We start from the raw sequence: 17,066 nt of genomic DNA, 5'->3' as shown, positions 1-17,066 counted from the left end.
TTTCAAAATAAAAATAAAACTATGTTTTCAGACAAAGCCAATAAAATTTTTGCAGAAGTTATCGAAAAATATCACGAAATAAATACCGTGGATCAACCATTTAATAATCCGTACGATAAAGACAACCAGTTAATTGAACATTTACTCTACAGAAAGTGTTGGATAGATACCGTACAGTGGCATTATGAAGATATTATCCGCGATCCAAATATTGACCCAGTAGGGGCCTTAAAATTAAAACGCCAAATTGATGCCTCCAATCAAGATCGTACAGATATGGTGGAGTATATTGACAGCTACTTTCTTGAAAAATTCAAGGATGTTAAGGTGAAGGAGAACGCAACGATTAATACCGAGAGCCCTGCTTGGGGAATTGATAGACTTTCAATTTTAGCCCTAAAAGTTTATCATATGAATGAAGAAGCAACGCGTACAGATGCTTCACAAGAGCATTTAATGGCCTGCAAAGCCAAACTAAATATACTGCTAGAACAGCGTGTAGATTTAAGTACTGCAATTAACCAATTGTTGGATGATATTGCCCACGGCAGAAAGTATATGAAAGTCTATAAGCAAATGAAAATGTATAATGACGATGAGCTAAACCCAGTGCTTCGCGGAAAAAAATAGTATTATTTTAAACCTCACAGGTTTTCAAAACCTGTGAGGTTTTTCAAATCCCAAATGGCTAAACCCACCCACATACTGGTAATCCGTCTCTCTGCAATGGGCGATGTGGCTATGACGGTTCCCGTAATTGGCATTTTGGCGCAAACCTATCCCGATGTAAAGATAACGGTGGTTTCCCGTCCGTTTTTTAAACCTTTTTTTAAAGATATTCCGAATCTTAATTTTTTAGAAGCCGATGTTTATGGTGAACATAAACGTCTCGGATTGTTAAAATTGGCTAAAGAAGCTCAGGAGCTTGGCGTTGATTCTGTGGCAGATCTTCACAATGTAATTCGTTCAAAAATAATAACGAAATATTTAAAGTTTAAAGGATTAAATACCGCTACAATCGATAAAGGCCGAGCAGAAAAAAAAGCTTTGATTGCTGCTGTAGGGGAAAATATTTCACAACTTAAAACCACACATCAGCGATATGCAGATGTTTTTGAAAAACTCGGTTTTCCGATAGATTTAAAAAACTTTATCGCACCCGAAAGAAAACGATTAACGCCAAAATTAAACGGGCTCATTGGGGTGGAACCGAAAAAATTGATTGGTATCGCGCCCTTTGCGGCTTATGATAGTAAAATGTATCCCTTGAATTTAATGGCAGAAGTGCTTCGCGAATTAGACAAAAAGGACACGTACCGAATATTTCTATTTGGCGGAGGAAAAAGGGAAGTAAAGCAACTTCAGCAGCTTGAAAATCCATTTACAAATGTTACCAATGTAGCCGGAAAAATCACCTTTGAAGAAGAACTCACCTTAATTTCAAATTTAGATTTAATGCTTTCCATGGACAGCGGCAATGGGCATTTAGCGGCAATGTACGGGGTGCCGGTGGTAACACTTTGGGGCGTAACACATCCGTATGCGGGCTTTGTGCCTTTTAATCAGCCAGCTCAAAATCAATTGCTTGCTAACCGTGAAAAATTTCCGTTGATTCCTACTTCAATCTATGGCAATAAATTTCCGAAGGAATATAAAAATGCTATGCAGACTATTTCACCAAAAACAATAGTAGAAAAGATTTTCGATTTGCTTAAATAAATTGCATTTAACTTCCGGATTCCTAAAAACTTAAAATACCTTGTAATTCGTTTTCAACCAGTGTAAAATCTTACCATTTGGGATGATAGCGGTTTACACATCGTCGTAATCTACCACGATTTTTGGCGTAGTGGGATGGGCCTGGCAAGTAAGTATTAATCCGTCTGCGATTTCAGATTCGGTGAGAATTTGGTTTTTTCGCATTTCGGCTTTTCCTTCTTTTAATCGAGCTATACATGTACTACAAATACCGCCTTGACAGGAATACGGAGGATCTAATCCTTCGTCTAATGCGGCTTCAAGTATAGATTTTGTTTGTGGCATATCAAAAATCTCTTCTTCATCATCAAGAATTACGGTAATGCTCGAATTGCCGTCATGCTTTTCAACCAGCAATCCTTTTTCGGCAGTTGAAAAAAGTTCGTGATGAATTTGTTTTGAGTTAATGCCGTTATGCTTTAATGTGGCTGAAACTTCATCTATCATCTCTTCGGGCCCACATAAGTAAAATGCTTCAAAAGTAGTCTGATTGTATTTATTTTTCAGAAAAAAGTTAACGATAGCCCGGTCAATTCTACCAAATTTAGCATTTTCTTCTTCTTTTCTACTAAAAACAAATTCGGTTGAAAAACGTTTTGGAAATTGTTTCTGAAGATCCAAAATCTCGTTGTAGAACATGGCCTCTTCAATATTTTGATTGCCGTAAATTAAAAGAAAATTGCTCTGGGGCATTTCTTCCAATGTGCTTTTTATTAATGAAAGTACTGGGGTAATTCCGCTTCCGGCAGCAAAAGCTACATAATTTTTTAAATTAGGCTCCAGAATAAATTTTCCTGTTGGTGGCATTACCTGTAAAGTGTCACCAGCTTTTAATTTTGAATTAGCATACGCAGAAAAAGCACCCTTTTCTACCTTTTTCACCCCAACTTTTAAAATGCCACTTTTTGGTGAAGAGCAGATAGAGTAGGCGCGCCTAAGCTCTTTTCCGTCTTTGTTGTATTTTATTGTAATATATTGACCGGCCTTAAAAGCAAAGGTGTCTTTTAGTTTTTCGGGAATAGTAAAGGCAATAGAAACGGAATTTGGGGTTTCTTTTTTTACTTCGGAAACAGTAAGCGTATGAGAGTCGCTCATAATCGTATATTTTTTCTGCAAAAGTACAAAGGAAATCAAGGAAACAAAGCTTCAGCCGCTTTAATATGTAGCATTTTTTTCGGTGTTTCCTTAAGTAGATATTAAAAAGAAATGTATTTTTACCGCTCTATAGCGATTCTACATACTAAAATAGAACCTTTTAAGTTACAATAACATATAAACTGAATACATTTTGAAAAGAGCCGGCACACATTTTTTTACACAACCAAAATAATGTTTAGCGGCAAATTCAATCATTCAATTATAGCATATAAAATATAGATGAAAGGCACATATAAACTTACCTTATTTATTCTCGCTGTTATTTTTTTAGCGGCGTGTTCTCGTAAAAAAAATACCTTTTTAAGCCGAAATATTCAAGCGGTTACTACGGAATACAATACCCTGTATAATGGCGAAATGGCTTTTGAAGACGCTAAAGACCAATTGGCATATGGATTTCGCGATAATTTTTGGGAGATACTTCCTGTAGAACGTATAGATGTTGTAGAAGCTGAGGTAAAAGTCAAGGCGCCTGGCGCCAATAAACAGAACAGCGGAGGTTTTAACCGAGCTGAGGAGAAAGCTACTAAAGCAATTCAAAAACATTCCATGTACATAGACGGCAAGGAGTATAACCCGCAGATAGACGAGGCTTATATGTTACTAGGGAAGGCCCGTTACTACGATGGTCGTTTTATTCCTGCATTAGATGCTTTCAATTTTATTTTAGATCGTTATCCCACCAGCAATAATATAAACGTGGCTAAGGTTTGGAAGGCTAAAACGAACATTCGTTTAAAAAATGAAGAATTTGCCATAGAGAACCTTAAAAAAATGTTTGAGCAGGCTGAACTTACTGAAGAAGAAACTGCAGAAGGCGCAGCAATGATGGCGCAGGCCTTTATAAATTTAGATTCGTTACAGCCCGCGCTAGACTACATTAAAATTGCGACAGATAATGTAAAAGACAATGAGTTAAAAGGCCGATACACTTTTATAAAAGGACAGTTATACAATCGTTTGGGCGCAAAAGACAGTGCTAATATAGCTTTTGAAGAAGTTATAGAGATGAATAGAAAAACTTCAAGAATCTATATGATTAATGCCTATTTGGAAAGAGGTAAAAACTTCGATTATGAAAAAGGAGATCGCACCGCATTTTTAGAGCTTTTGCAAGACCTTGAAAAAAACCGCGAAAACCGTCCGTTTTTAGATAAAATCTACAATCAGTTCGGAGATTATTATTACAATAGCGACAGTATTGCAACGGCAGTAAAATATTACAATAAATCTATTAAGGCTTTTAAGCAGGACAGAATTCTTCAATCTGTAAATTACCAAACCCTGGCTTTAATAAATTTTGATGCGGCAGAATATAAAAATGCCGGTGCTTATTACGATAGTACGCTCACATTTCTGGAGGAAAACAGCCGCCAGTGGCGCCGTGTAAAAAAGAAGCGCGAAAATTTGGACGATGTAATAAAATACGAAGAAATTGCCACTGCAAACGACAGTATTCTAAGGTTAACAAAAATGAACGAGGCAGAACAGCTTGCGTTTTTTACTGAATACACAACTAGACTAAAGGAACAAGCTATCAAAGATTCCTTGGAAGCCATAAAAATTGAAGAAAAAATAGCCAATAAGGAATTCTACGAAAAAGGAAAAACCACGGCAGGTCCGAACAAAGGAAGCACCTTCTATTTTTACAATACTTCTACCGTAGCATACGGAAAAGGAGAATTTAGAAAAATATGGGGCAATCGGAATTTAGAGGATAATTGGAGGCTATCGAGTAAAAGGAGCTCTTTAATTACGCAGGATGAGGAGGAAGTTGCCGAAACGCCAATTGCCGAGAACGAACTTTACCAACCTCAGTCTTATATTGCTAAAATTCCCACAGAGCAAAAAGTAATTGATAGTTTGGCAAAAGATAGAAACTTTGCGTATTACCAATTAGGCTTGATTTACAAAGAAAAATTTAAAGAATACAATCTTGCCGCAAACAGACTTGAAAAATTACTTTCTTACAATCCTGAAGAGCGTTTGGTGGTTCCGGCAAAATATAATCTGGTGAAGATTTACGAAATTTTGGAGAACCCTTCCGCAGCAGATAAATACAAAATTGATGTATTGACCAATCACGCCGATACACGCTATGCAGAAATACTCCGCAATCCAAATTCGCAATTACCTACGGACGAATCCAGTCCTGAATTTAAGTACAAACAGTTGTATAAAGAATTTGAAGCATCTAAATATGCCGATGTAATTAACAAAGCAGATAATTATATTATAGTGTATAACGGCAATGATATCGTACCTAAATTTGAACTATTGAAAGCAACCGCCATAGGCCGTCAACAAGGATTTGAGGCATATAAAAAAGCATTGAATTTTGTTTCGCTAAACTACCCTAATAGCGAAGAAGGAAAGCAAGCGCAGCTAATTTACAGCAATACATTGCCTCTTTTAGCAGAAAAGGATTTTGTAACTGAAGAGGAATCCGATAGTTGGAAGCTTGTTTACAAATTTAGCAATGAAGAAGCCGAGGCCGCACAACAACTAAAAGATAAACTTGAAAAGGCCATAAAAGATTACCACTATACAAATATGGTAACCTCAATTGATTATTACACCCCGCAGACAAATTTTGTAATTGTGCACGGACTAAATACAAAACTGGGTGCCAAGGGCTTTGGCGACATTCTAAAAGAAAAGAAAGAATATAAAGTAAAACATAAATTCTTTGAAATTTCTACACCGAATTATAAAATCATTCAAATCCATAAAAACTTGGACGAATATTTACAAGGTCAAGTGGCTGAGTAATATTTTTAAAGCAATCAGAACAACAGTATAGAAATTATATAAATACAACCTATTATGTTTTCCGACAAAAAAGAAAAACGAATAAATGCCGAACCTGGTTCGGCCCAAAATAGAATCAATGAAGGAACCAAGTTAAAAGGCGATGTTTCCTCATCTGGGTTTTTTAGAATTGATGGCTCAATTGATGGTAACGTTAATACACCGTCTAAGGTAGTCTTGGGAAAGGCAGGGGTTATAATAGGAACCCTTACTTGCGAAAATGCAGATATTGAAGGTAAATTTGAAGGAACATTGCAGGTTTCGGGAACACTTACTTTAAGAGCTTCGGCAGTAATTGAAGGCGATGTAACAGTGGGTAAATTATCTGTTGAACCTGGCGCTACATTAAATGCATCCTGTGTAATGCAGGGGGGTAAAGCTAAAACTGTAACAGCTATTAATCAGTCAAATTCAAATTCAGAGAATTCTAAAGCGAATCTTTTTGACCGTCAATCTCAGATCAAAAAAGTAGCAGATTCTTAAGAATGAACATAATCTATTTTGCGCATGTCGGACAATAATAATAATCTCCGAAAATGGGCTGTGTTTTCTGGCATTGCAATACAGATGGGTGTAACAATTGGTATCGGGGTATTTGCTGGCAGAAAATTAGACGAAATTTATCCAAATAAATACGCTGCCTATACCATTATCTTTTCTCTTTTAGGCGTTTTTATTTCGCTGTATGCTGTAATTAAACAGCTTCAAAATATGAATAAAAAAGATTGAAACATTTTGAAAGTCAATAAATTTTACTTCATTCCTACGCTTTTGGTGTTAGTAACACTGCCGCTGTACTTCCTTCATAGATTAATAGTAGATAGTATTTCTGATAGCTTTATTTTCTACTATTCAATTTGGAGCGTATATACCTTTCATTTCGTAGTAACTTTAGTAATACTTTCGGTGCTTTACCTTGTTAGTAAAATTGTTCCTAATTATATAGGCTTTGCCTTTTTAGGATTTATTTTATTGAAGATGATTGCCGCCATTGTGTTTTTAATTCCGCTCATAAAAATGGAGCAAGTTTCAAAAATTCCAGATTTTGTATCCTTTTTCAGCCCTTATTTTCTTTATTTATTTCTTGAAATAGTGCTCACATTAAGGCTTTTACGTCAATCTGCTCCGTAAGTAAACTCGATTATTTTCATAAAAATAAAACAATCGTACTTCCCCCCTTTTTTTTGTCGTTAAAAGTTGTACTTTTGCACAAATTTTAACGAGCACAATATTTTATAGTTATTAACATATGAGGCTTACTCAAACACTTATCGGTAGCTTAGCATTAATTATTTTTTTATTGATGCCTTTTTTAGGAACCGCTTCGGGTCCTAACCCAGAAGAGGGTGATGGGAAATTTGATCCCAAGGAATTGATAAATAGTCACGTATGGGATTCGCATGAATTTCATATTGCCGACTGGTCTGGGCACCCTATCACGTTGGCGCTACCCGTAATTCTTTGGACAGAAAATGGTCTTACCGTTTTTCCTTCTTCAGAATTTCATCACGATAATTCCGGGACTACGGTGGTTGAGGCTAATGGGCAGGAGTTCGTTAAATATCGGGAGCATATTTTTTATGCAGACCGTTTTGACAAAGAGAAGTTTGAAGCAGCTAGCACAATGGGCCGTCCCTTTCTTTATGAAGACAGACCGTTAGATTTTTCTATAACCAAAACCGTATTTTCTATGCTTTTGGTGTCGCTACTTTTAGTACTTATATTCGGTTTTGCAGCGCGCTCTTACAAGAAAAATAAAAAGGCGCCAAAAGGTATTTCTGGACTTTTAGAACCTGTTATTCTTTTTGTTCGCGACGAAATTGCATTGCCAAATATCGGGAACAAATACCAAAAATACATGCCGTTATTATTAACCATCTTTTTCTTTATATGGTTAAATAATTTAATAGGTCTAATTCCTTTTTTCCCTTTTAGTGGAAACGTAACTGGAAACATTATTTTCACCTTAGTAATGGCGGTAATTGTATTTATCGTTACTATTTTCAGTGGAAATAAATATTACTGGAAACACATCCTTACGCCAGATGTGCCAAAAGCATTATACCCAATTATGATTCCGATTGAAATAATTGGAATGTTTACAAAACCCTTTGCACTTATGGTTCGTTTATTCGCGAACATTACTGCTGGGCATATTATAATTTTAAGCCTTGTTGGCTTGATTTTTATTTTCGAAACTGCCGCCATTTCGCCGGTGTCTATAGCATTTGTACTATTTATGAGCGTGCTGGAACTTTTAGTTGCCGCATTACAAGCTTATGTGTTTACATTGTTAGCAGCGCTGTTTATTGGTCAGGCAGTAGAGGAGCATCATTAATTTTGTTTAATTATTTTTAAAAAGTTTCAATTATGACAGGAACATTAGCAGCAGTAGGAGCCGGATTAGCCGTAATAGGTGCCGGAATTGGTATTGGTAGAATTGGTGGTTCAGCAATGGACGCAATCGCTAGACAACCAGAAGCTACAGCAAAAATTCAAACCGCAATGATTATTGCAGCAGCTCTTGTAGAGGGTGTTGCACTTTTCGCAGTGGTTGTGGCATTAATTGCCTAATTTTTAAAACACAACATTTCGTGGCGGTTGGCCACGAGATGTTGTTTTAAACAAAAAAGTTTTTTTAAAAAATATCATCAAATGAATATAGTAGCACCTGAGAGTTTAATATTTTGGACAACCATCATATTTTTATTGCTTTTATTTCTTTTGCGAAAATTTGCGTGGAAACCTATTTTGGGCGCCGTAAGATCTCGTGAAACCTCTATTAATGATGCATTGGAAGCTGCCGAAAAGGCAAAACTCGAAATGCAAAACATGCATGCAGACAACGAGAAACTACTTCAAGAAGCCCGTGCAGAGCGCGAAGCAATGATGAAAGAAGCTCGTGAATTAAAAGCGAAAATGATTTCCGATGCCAAGGAAGATGCTAAATTAGAAGCCGACAAAATGGTAGCACAAGCACAAGCGGCCATTGAAAGCGAAAAGAAAGCGGCAATCGCGGAATTAAAACAACAAGTAGCAAGCCTTTCTTTAGACATTGCCGAGAAAGTTGTAAAACACGAACTTTCTGATAGCGATAAGCAAATGAAGCTTGTGAATGAAATGTTGGGAGAAGCCAAATTAAACTAATATTAAATGAGCAGAGCAGCCATAAGATACGCGAAAGCAATTTTGCAGAAAGCAAACGAAAACAACACCGAAGCTGTGGTTTTTGGCGATATGCAGTCTGTTTATACAACGCTGGAAGATAGCCGCGAATTGAGAGCCGTACTTCAAAGTCCAGTTATTAAGGCCAATGATAAAAAAGAAGCTTTGTTGAAAATTTTCAAGGAGCAATCTGAGGCTACGCATTCGTTAATTAATATTTTAATAGCTAACAAACGTGCTTCGCTATTGGGAAGTGTGGCCAAAAGCTATGTAGATATTTACAACACCCAGCAGGGAGTAAAGACGGCAACCGTAATTACGGCCGTACCACTTACTTCCGAAATGGAAACCAAAGTTTTGGCCAAGGTTAAGGAATTAACAGGCAGCGACAAGGTAACCTTAAACCACCAAATTGATTCAGAAATTATAGGAGGATTTATCCTTCGTATGGGCGATACGCAATACAACGCAAGCATCGCGAACCAATTAGGAAATTTAAAAAGAGAATTCAGTAAATCAATATAATAAGGAAATTAGGTTTAGTCTAACGTCTAAAATCTAGCATCTAATATCTAAATAAAATGGCAGAAGTAAAACCAGCTGAAGTATCAGCAATATTAAAGCAACAACTTACAGGCTACGAAGCAACTGCTTCCCTGGATGAAGTAGGAACTGTTTTAACCGTGGGTGACGGAATTGTTCGTGCATACGGACTATCTAACGCGCAATACGGCGAATTAGTAGCCTTTGAAAGTGGTCTTGAAGGTATTGTATTGAACTTAGAAGAAGACAACGTAGGTATTGTACTTTTAGGTCCTTCAAAAGAAATTAAAGAAGGTTCTACCGTAAAGCGTACCCAACGTATCGCATCTCTTAATGTAGGTGAAGGTATTGTTGGTCGTGTGGTAAATACACTGGGCCAGCCTATAGATGGTAAAGGTCCAATTACAGGCGAAACTTACGAAATGCCATTGGAGCGTAAAGCTCCTGGGGTTATTTACCGTCAACCGGTAACTGAACCACTTCAAACTGGTATTAAATCTATTGATGCAATGATTCCTGTAGGTCGTGGCCAGCGTGAGCTTGTTATTGGCGACCGTCAAACAGGTAAATCTACCGTTTGTATTGATACCATCCTGAACCAAAAAGAATTTTACGATGCAGGGCAACCTGTTTATTGTATATATGTTGCTATCGGACAAAAAGCTTCAACTGTTGCCAACATTGCAAATGTCTTGGAAGAAAAAGGTGCAATGGCATATACAACTATTGTTGCTGCAAACGCATCAGATCCGGCGCCAATGCAGGTTTACGCTCCTTTTGCAGGTGCAGCTATTGGTGAGTATTTCAGAGATACGGGCCGTCCCGCACTAATTATTTACGATGATCTTTCAAAACAAGCGGTAGCATATCGTGAAGTGTCTCTTTTGCTTCGTCGCCCACCGGGACGTGAGGCGTATCCTGGAGACGTTTTCTTCTTGCACTCAAGATTGTTAGAGCGTGCCGCGAAGGTAATTGCAGATGACGATATTGCAAAAGAAATGAACGATCTTCCAGAATCATTAAAAGGAATTGTAAAAGGAGGTGGTTCCTTAACTGCACTTCCAATTATTGAAACACAAGCAGGTGACGTTTCGGCTTATATTCCAACAAACGTTATTTCCATTACCGATGGGCAAATTTTCCTTGATGGAGATTTGTTTAACGCAGGAGTTCGTCCGGCGATTAACGTAGGTATTTCGGTATCGCGTGTGGGTGGAAACGCTCAGATTAAATCGATGAAAAAAGTAGCAGGTACCTTAAAATTGGATCAAGCAGCTTTCCGTGAATTGGAAGCTTTCGCAAAATTTGGTTCAGATTTAGATGCCGCAACTTTAAATGTAATTGAAAAAGGAAAACGTAACGTTGAAATATTAAAGCAATCTGAAAACGATCCGTACACGGTAGAAGATCAAATTGCAGTTATATATGCAGGTTCTAAGAACCTAATGCGCAACGTTCCTGTAGATAAAATCAAAGAATTTGAAAGAGACTATCTTGAAATGCTTAACGTTAAGCACAGAGATACTTTGGACAATTTGAAAGCAGGAAAACTTACTGACGAAGCAATTGATGTTATGACAACAGTTGCAGCCGAGCTTTCAGCGAAATATAAAAAATAGTTAGATTTCAGTATTGAGTATTGAGCTATTTGGTCTCAATACTCAATACTAAATACTCAATTCTATAATAGAATGGCGAATCTTAAAGAAATACGTAACCGAATATCATCCGTTAGTTCAACGATGCAGATTACCAGTGCCATGAAAATGGTTTCTGCTGCAAAATTGAAGAAGGCTCAGGATGCTATTACCGCAATGCGTCCTTATTCCGAAAAGCTTACAGAACTTTTACAGAATCTTAGCGCTACGCTTGATGCCGACACTGGTAGCAAATATTCAGATCAACGTGAAGTAAATAAAGTTTTAGTGGTTGCCATTACGAGTAATCGTGGTTTGGCCGGAGCTTTTAACAACAATATTATTAAGCAGTCTCGCAACCTTGCAGTAAATTCATACGCAGGGAAGCAAGTAGATTTTATGACGCTCGGGAAAAAAGGAAACGATATACTTAAAAAATCGGGCACTATACTCGAGAACAATAACGATATTTTCGACGATCTTTCGTTTGAAAATACTGCCGAGATTGCCGAAAAATTGATGCTTTTATTCTCCGAAGGCAAGTACGACAAAATTATTCTGGTTTACAATAATTTTAAAAATGCTGCCACACAATTAGTAATGACAGAGCAGTTTTTACCTATATTACCTCCAAAACCAATGGAAGGTAAAGATGTAAAGACGAGCGATACATTTTACATTTTTGAACCTTCAAAAGAAGAAATTGTTGAGGCATTAATTCCAAAGAGTTTAAAAACACAGTTATTTAAAGCGCTACGCGATAGTGTTGCTAGTGAGCATGGCGCGCGTATGACCGCAATGCATAAGGCAACCGATAACGCAACGGAGCTTCGCGATGCGCTTAAATTGCAATATAACAAAGCCCGTCAAGCTGCAATTACTAACGAGATATTAGAAATTGTTGGAGGTGCAGAGGCACTGGCCGGATAGTTTTGCTGTCGCTCGTTAGGCTACCAATACATTATTTGAACCCCAAAGATCTTTAAGATCTTTGGGGTTTTTTGTTTAAATTATTTAAGTATCTTCATTTTTAATTTTATACAAATGAAGAAAGTAATAATTCTTGTTTTATTTTTACTCAGTTCCATAACTTATGGCCAAATACAAAAAGGAGAATCTCTGCTTTCACTTTCGGCTTCACCTTATCCCACAACTACTAATAATAAAAACGACTTCGGTATTTTGGGCTTGGCTAGTTTTGAATTTTTCGCTTTCAAAAATATATCGCTTTCCGGAACCTTTTCTATATCAAATAATACACTATTTAAAAATAATAGCCAAGTAACCATTCATTCCTACAGTTTTATTCCGTCTGCCCACTACTACTTTATCAACAAGAAAAAATGGAACGTTTTTGCACAAATAGGATATGGCTATGGCTTCGAGGACCAAACTCAAGGTGTTATTCAAAACAGTGCTTTAACTATCTTTAATATTGGGACTGGGGCGCATTACAATATTAATGAAGCATGGTTTTTAAAACTATTGCTGCCGTATTTTGACGCAAATAATATTACCCTAAATGTAGATGCTGCTAGCGGAATTGCCGTATTTATTGGAGGCGGAATTAAATTGTAAGTATTTTTTGCCAATTCTATTTTTTCAAAAGTCGCTTGGTTTTTTGTTCTATATTATTCGTAAATTTCGTGAATGATAAATATTATGAAAACCCTAGCTATAATTATAACATTGCCATTTTTGTTTTTAAGTTTTACCAATTGTGGCGGAACCAAGGACACCAATATGAAAATTTCGTTGGAGCAAAATCCACCCTTTAAAATTACCGAAGCCTACTATCAAAATTGGGTTGCTGGCATAAAAGAAGGAGGTTCGGGCACTAATGTGCATATAACATTTGGTGAAATGGAACCCGCAGTTATTGTTAAAAACATCTACTTTAGAAACCATATTCTTACGGCTAAAAGCACAGAAATGTCCCCCAACAAATTTGTGGGATATTTACAAAATAGTGCACAACGCGACATTATAATGGATGAAAATCCAGTAAAGGAAACGCAAAATACCATTTCAAAATCATTTCCCTTTCAACTAGAACACAATCAGGCGATGGTGGAATATCAGTACAAAGAAAAAAGGAATTATTATAAAATCACTAATCTTTCACAAAGGGATATGATACCGTACCCGCAGGCTAATCCAAACCAACATGAATAGTTATGCATACAATAAACATCGAAAAGAAATTTTCTAGCTTTAAAGCACATTGGCATCCGCACCAAATTGCAATTGTAGATTCCATGCAGGTTTTGTTGGCAAAACTAAAAGATGAATTTGTTTGGCATGCTCATGAAGAAGAGGATGAGTTGTTTTTTGTACAAAAAGGAACTTTGGAAATGCACTTTCGCGATAAAATTGAAGTGGTTTCCGAAGGTGAAATAATAGTTGTTCCCAAAGGTGTGGAGCATTGTCCAAAAACTCAAAACGGTGAAGAGGTGCACGTGCTACTTTTTGAAAAACTATCTACCAAACACACCGGCAACGTTTCTTCTAAAAAAACAGTTGTAGATTATCCTAAAATCTAAATCATGAAAGTACTTCACCTCGATAACAATCACCCGCTTTTGCTAAAAATGTTGCAGGAAGCGGGATTTTCTAATGATGAAAATTATAAAAGCTCTAAGTCTGAAGTTGAAACAATTATTTCAAAATATGATGGCCTTGTAATTAGAAGTCGTTTTAACATAGACCAACAATTTTTAGATGCTGCCAAAAATTTAAAATTTATAGCGCGGGTTGGAGCGGGCTTGGAAAGTATAGAAATTGATTATGCCGAAAAACGAGGCGTTAAATTAATAGCTGCCCCGGAAGGAAATAGAAACGCTGTGGGCGAACATGCATTGGGTATGCTTCTTTCGCTATTCAACAAATTAAATAAAGCCGATAACGAGGTTAAAAACGGTTTATGGAACCGCGAAGCCAATCGCGGTGTAGAACTAGACGGAAAAGTCGTGGGAATTATAGGGTACGGAAACATGGGCAAAGCGTTCGCAAAAAAACTAAAAGGATTTGACTGCGATGTACTATTTTTCGATATAAAAAACAATATTGGCGATGAAAATGCAATGCAGGTTTCGTTACCTGAGCTTCAACAAAAAGTTGATGTACTAAGTGTTCATACCCCCTGGACACCCTTGACCGATAAAATGATTAATTCAGAATTTATTAACTCATTTTCAAAACCTTTTTGGTTTCTCAATACGGCACGTGGCAAAAGTGTGGTTACGGCAGATTTGGTTTCGGCATTAAAATCGGGCAAAATTTTAGGTGCCGGATTGGATGTTTTAGAATTCGAAAAACTTTCTTTTGAAACACTTTTTGATTCCGATAACCTTCCAAATTCCTTAAAGGAATTATTTTCGATGGAAAATGTTATATTGAGTCCACATATTGCAGGTTGGACCATAGAAAGCAAAGAGAAGCTTGCAACAGTGATTGCCCAAAAGATTATTCAAAATTTTAAAACAGTAAAAAAATGAAAAATAGAGTTACCGGTATTGGCGGTATTTTTTTTAAAACAGATGATCCCGAGGCTACAAAAAAATGGTATAAAAACCATTTGGGTTTAAACACCGATACTTATGGTTGTACTTTTTGGTGGCAAGACGAAAACGGTAATAAATGCTCCACACAATGGAGCCCCTTTGCGGCAGATACCAAATATTTTTCGCCCAGCAAAAAAGAGTTTATGATAAATTATAGAGTTGACAATTTAGTTGAACTTCTTAAAGTTTTAAAGAAGGAAGGCGTTACTATTGTTGGTGAAATGGAAGAATATGACTACGGAAAATTTGGTTGGATTTTAGATCCCGAAGGAAACAAAATTGAACTTTGGGAACCTGTGGATAGCGCATTCTTGTAAATTTTTATATATTTAATAAGAATATAAACTAACTAATTTATACAATGGAAGAACAACAAAATTCAGGCTACGATAGCACAAAACAAACAGACACTACAGAGCAGCAGGCAAGAAATAGTGCCAATGATTTTAACGAAAGCTGGAATGAGGCAACACACGGTCAAGAAAATAAAAAATTGCTCGCTGGTGTATTGGCAATTGTTATTGGCTCTTTAGGTATTCACAAATTTATTCTTGGGTATACACAGGAGGGTATAATACAAATAGTTATAACTATTGTTACCTGCGGTATTGGTGGTATAATTCCATTAATTGAAGGAATTATATACCTTACAAAAAGCGATGAGGAGTTTTACCAAACATACCAAGTAGGTAAAAAAGGCTGGTTTTAGCGTGTTGATTTTCTGCACATTTTTATAGAAATTTTTAATATATGAGCAAATTTGGTGCAATCCCCAATTTAATTTACAGCGATGTAAATACTGCGGTCTCATTTATAAAAACGGCTTTTGGTTTTAAGGAACACAAGGTTTATAAAAATGATAGTGGCAATATTGTTCATGCCCAACTAATATTGGGCAATGCCTTAATCATGGTGAATCCATTTAACCCTTACACAGCATTTGGAAAGATGTTGAATTTGCCTAAAAATCTAAATGGTTATAATACCCAAACACCTTATTTTGTAATTGAAAATATTGATGCGCATTATAAAAACGCGATAGCGAATGGCGCTGAAATTATAATAGAAATTAAAGATGAGAGCTACGGCGGCCGCGGTTATAGCTGTAAAGACCCGGAAGGAAACATTTGGAATTTTGGAAGCTACAACCCGTATTTGGAATAGTTCAATTTAAAGAATAAATTATGAAAATGCTTTGTTTACTCTGTACTGTTTTATTGTTTTTCGTTAACTGTAATACTAAAAATAGTGAAGTAAAGAAAATAGAAATTGAACCAGAGACAGCACAATCGTTATGTTTTCGAAATGAATATACTTTTCCCGACAGTACCGAAAATATTGATGTTCTCGAGCTAAACCTTACTATTCTAAAGGACGCGGTATCGGGAAATTACAATTGGCTGCCAGCGTTAAAAAATCAGCGCAACGGATTTTTAAATGGTACCATTAACGAAAATACCGTTAAGGCTACATACCATTTTATGCAAGAAGGTGTTGAACAAACCACGGCAATAACAATTGTACTTCGCGACGATAAAGCAATTATAACGGGAGATAACCCTACTTCTGGCTTAGATACAGAGGTTGAAAAAATTACTTGTAATTAGGATGCTGAATGTTGCCTAATGCAGGGCTTTTGTTTGCACTTTGCAGTATAGAATTTATAGTTTTATTCCTTAAGAACGGCAACTATTTTGGCAACATCTTTCTTTTCGAAAAAGTAAATAATTTTTACTAAATATTTTAAAATCCAGCTTTTTTGACGAATTAACTTTTGGGCTAAGGTTGCTATTATTACGTCCCGATCGTTTAATTCGTTCGTTTTATTGTGTGAAAAGTAATATTGGTTTGCAAAAAGCCAAGCTCCGTCGCGAGCAATATTTATACTGAAACTAACTAATTTATCCTCCCGTCCTTTGCCGAACTTATCCAGCATTCCGAACAAAGGGGAAACCGAAATTATTTTCGATTCTACAGCGGCTATCATCGAAGCTAAAATTTCATTAATTTTATTAAAGTCGTCTTCAAAATCTATCAATTCGTCATCGTTGCCAACAGTTTCGGCAACGGCTATCCCGAGGTCTAAATTAATATGTGCATTAATGCCCAACAGCAAATGTTGCATAATCAGCAACTTTTCTGTTTTAGAGGCATCAAAGGCTTTTTTCCAGCTCTTTGTTATGGGTTTACCGCTTGCTAAACACTCATAGGCATCAATATAACGATTTGCAAAAAGCACATCGAGCTTTTCCATTCGTGGGTTATTTGCAAATTCTCGGTTTAAAATACCTTCTTTTATTCGAATGGTAACCTTTCTGTAAAGAATTGGAAAATATGCCATACAAGAATTTTGCAGACATTCGGCTTCAATGATAGTATCTAACCGCGCTATAACTTCATCAATATTTGTTGCGGTCATAAATCATTGGTT

22 protein-coding genes are annotated in these 17,066 nt (G+C 36.5%); 20 read left to right on the top strand and 2 right to left on the bottom strand.

Features of this window, described 5'->3' with window-relative positions:
• Positions 1-21 precede the first annotated feature (21 nt).
• Together VZD24_RS03830 and VZD24_RS03825 are read left to right on the top strand one after the other, a co-directional pair.
• On the top strand, positions 22-630 hold the full coding sequence (locus VZD24_RS03830) for a DUF4254 domain-containing protein (RefSeq protein ID WP_279449703.1): 609 nt from the start codon (positions 22-24) through the stop codon (positions 628-630).
• 54 nt (positions 631-684) lie between these two features.
• Positions 685-1,719 carry a glycosyltransferase family 9 protein gene (locus VZD24_RS03825; RefSeq protein WP_342686811.1) on the top strand — a complete coding sequence of 345 codons (1,035 nt, stop codon included), beginning with the start codon at positions 685-687 and terminating at the stop codon, positions 1,717-1,719.
• Positions 1,720-1,812: 93 nt separating this feature from the next.
• Here the strand turns inward: VZD24_RS03825 and VZD24_RS03820 are convergent, their stop codons facing one another.
• Positions 1,813-2,853, bottom strand: coding sequence for a 2Fe-2S iron-sulfur cluster-binding protein (locus VZD24_RS03820; RefSeq protein WP_279449705.1), 1,041 nt, complete (start codon positions 2,851-2,853; stop codon positions 1,813-1,815).
• A 282-nt stretch (positions 2,854-3,135) separates the two neighbouring features.
• Here VZD24_RS03820 and porW point away from each other — a divergent pair, with 282 nt between their 5' ends.
• The 18 genes from porW to VZD24_RS03730 all read left to right on the top strand — a co-directional run bounded on the left by porW (position 3,136) and on the right by VZD24_RS03730 (position 16,242).
• Positions 3,136-5,688: a type IX secretion system periplasmic lipoprotein PorW/SprE gene (gene porW, locus VZD24_RS03815; protein WP_342686812.1), complete on the top strand. Its 2,553-nt coding sequence runs from the start codon at positions 3,136-3,138 to the stop codon at positions 5,686-5,688.
• A gap of 54 nt (positions 5,689-5,742) precedes the next feature.
• Positions 5,743-6,210, top strand: a complete 468-nt coding sequence (locus VZD24_RS03810) for a bactofilin family protein (RefSeq protein WP_279449707.1) — start codon at positions 5,743-5,745, stop codon at positions 6,208-6,210.
• Positions 6,211-6,234: 24 nt separating this feature from the next.
• Positions 6,235-6,456 carry an AtpZ/AtpI family protein gene (locus tag VZD24_RS03805; protein WP_279449708.1) on the top strand — a complete coding sequence of 74 codons (222 nt, stop codon included), beginning with the start codon at positions 6,235-6,237 and terminating at the stop codon, positions 6,454-6,456.
• A gap of 6 nt (positions 6,457-6,462) precedes the next feature.
• Complete coding sequence (locus VZD24_RS03800; protein WP_342686813.1) at positions 6,463-6,858, top strand: hypothetical protein; 396 nt, start codon at positions 6,463-6,465, stop codon at positions 6,856-6,858.
• 118 nt (positions 6,859-6,976) lie between these two features.
• Entirely contained in the window at positions 6,977-8,065 is a 1,089-nt protein-coding gene (atpB, locus tag VZD24_RS03795; protein WP_279449710.1) for a F0F1 ATP synthase subunit A, read from the top strand.
• 32 nt (positions 8,066-8,097) lie between these two features.
• Positions 8,098-8,301 carry an ATP synthase F0 subunit C gene (atpE, locus tag VZD24_RS03790; RefSeq protein ID WP_237601234.1) on the top strand — a complete coding sequence of 68 codons (204 nt, stop codon included), beginning with the start codon at positions 8,098-8,100 and terminating at the stop codon, positions 8,299-8,301.
• Positions 8,302-8,382: 81 nt separating this feature from the next.
• Positions 8,383-8,874, top strand: a complete 492-nt coding sequence (locus tag VZD24_RS03785; RefSeq protein WP_279449711.1) for a F0F1 ATP synthase subunit B — start codon at positions 8,383-8,385, stop codon at positions 8,872-8,874.
• A gap of 6 nt (positions 8,875-8,880) precedes the next feature.
• Positions 8,881-9,417 carry an ATP synthase F1 subunit delta gene (atpH, locus tag VZD24_RS03780; protein ID WP_342686814.1) on the top strand — a complete coding sequence of 179 codons (537 nt, stop codon included), beginning with the start codon at positions 8,881-8,883 and terminating at the stop codon, positions 9,415-9,417.
• 56 nt (positions 9,418-9,473) lie between these two features.
• A complete protein-coding gene (gene atpA / locus VZD24_RS03775) occupies positions 9,474-11,054 on the top strand; it encodes a F0F1 ATP synthase subunit alpha (protein WP_279449713.1) in 1,581 nt (526 codons plus the stop codon).
• Between the two features lie 72 nt (positions 11,055-11,126).
• The gene (atpG, locus tag VZD24_RS03770; protein WP_279449714.1) at positions 11,127-12,002 is read left to right on the top strand and encodes an ATP synthase F1 subunit gamma; all 876 of its coding nucleotides are present in this window, start codon (positions 11,127-11,129) and stop codon (positions 12,000-12,002) included.
• A 114-nt stretch (positions 12,003-12,116) separates the two neighbouring features.
• Complete coding sequence (locus tag VZD24_RS03765; RefSeq protein WP_279449715.1) at positions 12,117-12,650, top strand: outer membrane beta-barrel protein; 534 nt, start codon at positions 12,117-12,119, stop codon at positions 12,648-12,650.
• An 84-nt stretch (positions 12,651-12,734) separates the two neighbouring features.
• Positions 12,735-13,247: a hypothetical protein gene (locus tag VZD24_RS03760; protein ID WP_279449716.1), complete on the top strand. Its 513-nt coding sequence runs from the start codon at positions 12,735-12,737 to the stop codon at positions 13,245-13,247.
• Positions 13,248-13,249: 2 nt separating this feature from the next.
• Positions 13,250-13,615: a cupin domain-containing protein gene (locus tag VZD24_RS03755; protein ID WP_279449717.1), complete on the top strand. Its 366-nt coding sequence runs from the start codon at positions 13,250-13,252 to the stop codon at positions 13,613-13,615.
• Positions 13,616-13,618: 3 nt separating this feature from the next.
• A complete protein-coding gene (locus VZD24_RS03750) occupies positions 13,619-14,569 on the top strand; it encodes a 2-hydroxyacid dehydrogenase (protein ID WP_279449718.1) in 951 nt (316 codons plus the stop codon).
• Positions 14,566-14,952: a VOC family protein gene (locus VZD24_RS03745; protein ID WP_279449719.1), complete on the top strand. Its 387-nt coding sequence runs from the start codon at positions 14,566-14,568 to the stop codon at positions 14,950-14,952. Before VZD24_RS03750 ends, VZD24_RS03745 begins: the two co-directional genes overlap by 4 nt.
• 44 nt (positions 14,953-14,996) lie before the next feature.
• Positions 14,997-15,344 (top strand): TM2 domain-containing protein, encoded by a 348-nt coding sequence (locus tag VZD24_RS03740; protein ID WP_279449720.1) that lies wholly within the window; start codon positions 14,997-14,999, stop codon positions 15,342-15,344.
• Between the two features lie 41 nt (positions 15,345-15,385).
• Entirely contained in the window at positions 15,386-15,799 is a 414-nt protein-coding gene (locus VZD24_RS03735; protein ID WP_279449721.1) for a VOC family protein, read from the top strand.
• Positions 15,800-15,819: 20 nt separating this feature from the next.
• On the top strand, positions 15,820-16,242 hold the full coding sequence (locus VZD24_RS03730; RefSeq protein WP_279449722.1) for a hypothetical protein: 423 nt from the start codon (positions 15,820-15,822) through the stop codon (positions 16,240-16,242).
• A 62-nt stretch (positions 16,243-16,304) separates the two neighbouring features.
• On the opposite strand, the gene VZD24_RS03725 is transcribed toward VZD24_RS03730, so the two are convergent.
• A complete protein-coding gene (locus tag VZD24_RS03725; RefSeq protein WP_279449723.1) occupies positions 16,305-17,054 on the bottom strand; it encodes a DUF5995 family protein in 750 nt (249 codons plus the stop codon).
• Positions 17,055-17,066 lie beyond the last annotated feature (12 nt).

Source organism: Aequorivita flava (assembly GCF_038742595.1).
Lineage (GTDB): Bacteria > Bacteroidota > Bacteroidia > Flavobacteriales > Flavobacteriaceae > Aequorivita > Aequorivita marisscotiae.
This window is presented reverse-complemented; position numbering and strand designations above follow the sequence as displayed.

What these genes read in the sequence shown, in the direction of transcription:
- porW (WP_342686812.1), top strand. Translation starts at nt 3,136, where the DNA reads ATGAAAGGCACATATAAACTTACCTTATTTATTCTCGCTGTTATTTTT.
- VZD24_RS03745 (WP_279449719.1), top strand. Translation starts at nt 14,566, where the DNA reads ATGAAAAATAGAGTTACCGGTATTGGCGGTATTTTTTTTAAAACAGAT.
- VZD24_RS03730 (WP_279449722.1), top strand. Translation starts at nt 15,820, where the DNA reads ATGAAAATGCTTTGTTTACTCTGTACTGTTTTATTGTTTTTCGTTAAC.
- VZD24_RS03765 (WP_279449715.1), top strand. Translation starts at nt 12,117, where the DNA reads ATGAAGAAAGTAATAATTCTTGTTTTATTTTTACTCAGTTCCATAACT.
- VZD24_RS03740 (WP_279449720.1), top strand. Translation starts at nt 14,997, where the DNA reads ATGGAAGAACAACAAAATTCAGGCTACGATAGCACAAAACAAACAGAC.
- VZD24_RS03755 (WP_279449717.1), top strand. Translation starts at nt 13,250, where the DNA reads ATGCATACAATAAACATCGAAAAGAAATTTTCTAGCTTTAAAGCACAT.
- VZD24_RS03805 (WP_279449708.1), top strand. Translation starts at nt 6,235, where the DNA reads ATGTCGGACAATAATAATAATCTCCGAAAATGGGCTGTGTTTTCTGGC.
- VZD24_RS03820 (WP_279449705.1), bottom strand. Translation starts at nt 2,853, where the DNA reads ATGAGCGACTCTCATACGCTTACTGTTTCCGAAGTAAAAAAAGAAACC.
- VZD24_RS03830 (WP_279449703.1), top strand. Translation starts at nt 22, where the DNA reads ATGTTTTCAGACAAAGCCAATAAAATTTTTGCAGAAGTTATCGAAAAA.
- VZD24_RS03810 (WP_279449707.1), top strand. Translation starts at nt 5,743, where the DNA reads ATGTTTTCCGACAAAAAAGAAAAACGAATAAATGCCGAACCTGGTTCG.
- VZD24_RS03825 (WP_342686811.1), top strand. Translation starts at nt 685, where the DNA reads ATGGCTAAACCCACCCACATACTGGTAATCCGTCTCTCTGCAATGGGC.
- atpB (WP_279449710.1), top strand. Translation starts at nt 6,977, where the DNA reads ATGAGGCTTACTCAAACACTTATCGGTAGCTTAGCATTAATTATTTTT.
- VZD24_RS03725 (WP_279449723.1), bottom strand. Translation starts at nt 17,054, where the DNA reads ATGACCGCAACAAATATTGATGAAGTTATAGCGCGGTTAGATACTATC.
- VZD24_RS03785 (WP_279449711.1), top strand. Translation starts at nt 8,383, where the DNA reads ATGAATATAGTAGCACCTGAGAGTTTAATATTTTGGACAACCATCATA.
- atpG (WP_279449714.1), top strand. Translation starts at nt 11,127, where the DNA reads ATGGCGAATCTTAAAGAAATACGTAACCGAATATCATCCGTTAGTTCA.
- atpH (WP_342686814.1), top strand. Translation starts at nt 8,881, where the DNA reads ATGAGCAGAGCAGCCATAAGATACGCGAAAGCAATTTTGCAGAAAGCA.
- VZD24_RS03760 (WP_279449716.1), top strand. Translation starts at nt 12,735, where the DNA reads ATGAAAACCCTAGCTATAATTATAACATTGCCATTTTTGTTTTTAAGT.
- VZD24_RS03750 (WP_279449718.1), top strand. Translation starts at nt 13,619, where the DNA reads ATGAAAGTACTTCACCTCGATAACAATCACCCGCTTTTGCTAAAAATG.
- atpA (WP_279449713.1), top strand. Translation starts at nt 9,474, where the DNA reads ATGGCAGAAGTAAAACCAGCTGAAGTATCAGCAATATTAAAGCAACAA.
- atpE (WP_237601234.1), top strand. Translation starts at nt 8,098, where the DNA reads ATGACAGGAACATTAGCAGCAGTAGGAGCCGGATTAGCCGTAATAGGT.
- VZD24_RS03735 (WP_279449721.1), top strand. Translation starts at nt 15,386, where the DNA reads ATGAGCAAATTTGGTGCAATCCCCAATTTAATTTACAGCGATGTAAAT.